The sequence below is a fragment of the Mesorhizobium sp. M7A.F.Ca.CA.004.04.2.1 genome, assembly GCF_004022825.1.
Taxonomy (GTDB): domain Bacteria; phylum Pseudomonadota; class Alphaproteobacteria; order Rhizobiales; family Rhizobiaceae; genus Mesorhizobium.
Window position 1 is genome coordinate 1 of the sequence record NZ_RZPH01000938.1, and the last position, 2367, is coordinate 2367.

General features: G+C 60.3%; 3 protein-coding genes. 1 reads left to right on the forward strand and 2 read right to left on the reverse strand.

Features of this window, described 5'->3' with window-relative positions; translation table 11 throughout:
* Positions 1-1035: extracellular solute-binding protein (locus tag EN893_RS29465; protein WP_164901213.1), on the reverse strand; the 1035-nt coding region annotated here is incomplete at its 3' end.
* A 232-nt stretch (positions 1036-1267) separates the two neighbouring features.
* Between EN893_RS29465 and EN893_RS29470 the strand changes: the two genes are divergently transcribed.
* Positions 1268-1897 carry an invasion associated locus B family protein gene (locus EN893_RS29470; RefSeq protein WP_127270670.1) on the forward strand — a complete coding sequence of 210 codons (630 nt, stop codon included), beginning with the start codon at positions 1268-1270 and terminating at the stop codon, positions 1895-1897.
* Between the two features lie 71 nt (positions 1898-1968).
* On the opposite strand, the gene hspQ is transcribed toward EN893_RS29470, so the two are convergent.
* Complete coding sequence (gene hspQ / locus EN893_RS29475) at positions 1969-2292, reverse strand: heat shock protein HspQ (RefSeq protein ID WP_164749013.1); 324 nt, start codon at positions 2290-2292, stop codon at positions 1969-1971.
* Between the last annotated feature and the right edge of the window lie 75 nt (positions 2293-2367).

Below are 2367 nucleotides of genomic sequence, written 5' to 3' on the forward strand. Positions count from 1 at the left end.
GTCGTAGAGCATGCCGAGCGCGCGCCGCACGACAGGGTTGGCGAATTTCGGCAACCGCGTGTTGAACAGGAAACCGGTCACCACGGGCGGAATGCCGGTGTCGAAGGTTTCGGCGACGACGTCGCCCTTGTGGAAGGCCGGAAAATCGAGATCGCGCTCGCGCTTCACCGGATCACTGTCGTCGTCGATGGCGCAAAGGCCTTTCTTGAACGCTTCGAGCTTGGCGTTGGCGTTGAGGAAATACTCGATGGTGATCTGGTCGTAATTGTCGAAACCGCGCTTGGCCGGGACGTCCTTGCCCCAGTAGTCCGGGTTGCGCTTGAACACGATGCGCTGGCCGGGCTGCACCTGCGCGATCCTATAAGGGCCGCTGCCGATCACCGGCTTGAGCGTCGTCCTGTCGAAAGTCTCCTTGTCGAAGGCGTGCTTCGGGATGATCGGGGTCAGCGCGATGATCAGCGGGAATTCGCGATCGGCCTTGTCGTTGAAGGTGAAGCGCACGCTGTGATCGCCGGTCTTTTCGAGCTTGGCGACCCTGGCCATGCGATCGCTGTAAGGCGGGCGGCCTTTCTCGGTGTAGACGTCATAGCTGAACAGCACGTCCTCCGGCGTCACCGGCTGACCGTCCGACCATTTGGCCTTCGGATTGAGATGGAATTCGATGCTCTTGCGCTCCGGGTCCATGTCGGCGCTGTCGGCCAACAAACCGTAGAGCGTGAAAGCCTCGTCGGCATTGCGCTGCATCAACGGCTCGAAGACCAGATTGCCGAAGATCGTATCCATCATGCCGCGCGCCGTCGTGCGCAGGCTCTTGAGGATGAAAGGGTTCAGATTGTCGAAGCTGCCGACGACGCAATAGGTAATCGAGCCACCCTTCGGCGCGTCGGGATTGACGTAGTCGAAATGCCTGTAGTCGGGCGGTAGCGCCGGCACGCCCTGCATGGCGATAGCGTGCTTCGGCTCCGATGCGGCCGGCTGATGCGAAAGGGCGAGAAACGATATCCCGGTGATCAGCCAAACAACAACGCGGCCCATGAACGTCTCCTTACTGGGTCGGCTTGATGATTCGGTGTGCACCCTAGCATGAGGCGGCTGCGCGCCGGCCAACCGCGCGTTCAACAATTGCTGACGCCGGGCTGGATTCGGCATCGCTTGCAGTGTAACACGCCCTCCGAAGTCATTCTGTTGCCTCATTTCGGCAACAGGTAGCTGGACCACACGGCACGAAGAAGCCGGTCCCGGGATCATTTGAGAGGAAGTGCACGACATGACGAGCCTGAACAGCAACGCGTACCGCCTGTCGGTCATGGCCGCTGGCGTGGTCGGCTTTCTCGGCGCAGGACTTCCCGCTGCTTCCGCACAGCAGCAACAGCAGATTCCGCAAGGCTGGTTCAAGGCCTGCACCAAGCAGGAAGACGTCGACATCTGCAATGTCCAGAACATCACCACCGCCGGCAACGGCCAGCTGGTCACTGGCGTCAGCCTGATCGAGCTGAAGGGCAAGGTGAACCGCAAGGTGTTCCAGGTGACGGTCCCGACCGGCCGTCTGGTGCCTCCCGGCATCGGCCTGCAGATCGACACCGGCAAGGCGCAGAAGCTCGACTATGTGATCTGCTTCCCGGATCGTTGCGTGGCGGAAGTGCCGCTGACCGATCAGCTCGTCGCCGCCTTCAAGAAGGGCCAGGCGATTACCCTGACCTCCGTCAATTTCCAGAACCAGCCCAATCCGATCAAGGTCGCCCTGCAGGGCTTCAGCGGCGCCTATGACGGACCGGCGCTGCAGCAGTCGGACATCGAGGACCGGCAAAAGAAGCTTCAGGACTTCGTCGCCAAGAACAACCAGGATTTCGCCAAGAAGCTCAAGGAAGAGCAGGACAAGGCGAAGACCGCCAACTGATCGGCCGATATCGCCGAGCCACAAAAAAGCGGGGTCATGCCCCGCTTTTTTTGCGCCCATCTCTCCGCGGGTCAGTGCCTTGACTGCCGTTTCGGCTGGTAGCCGCCGTCCGGCCTCTTGTCGAACATCTCCTTGATCTGCGGATGCCGGACCGGCTCACCCGACTGATCCTCGAGCAGATTCTGCTCGGAGACATAGGCGATGTACTCGGTCTCCGAATTTTCGGCGAGCAGATGATAGAAAGGCTGATCCTTGTGCGGCCGCACGTCGGCGGGGATGGCTTCGTACCATTCGTCGGTGTTGGCGAATTGCGGATCGACATCGAAAATAATGCCCCTGAATGGAAACAGCCGGTGGCGAACCACCTGTCCGATCGCGAATTTGGCTGTTTTCATCGTACTCACCACTGAATTCCTTGGGCTTATTTGGCGCAGACCGCGCATCAATTCAATCCCGAGGCGCTTGACGCC

Bases quoted from the DNA above. Each gene is read 5' to 3' on its own strand.
- EN893_RS29470 (WP_127270670.1), top strand. From the start codon at position 1,268: ATGACGAGCCTGAACAGCAACGCGTACCGCCTGTCGGTCATGGCCGCT.
- hspQ (WP_164749013.1), bottom strand. From the start codon at position 2,292: ATGAAAACAGCCAAATTCGCGATCGGACAGGTGGTTCGCCACCGGCTG.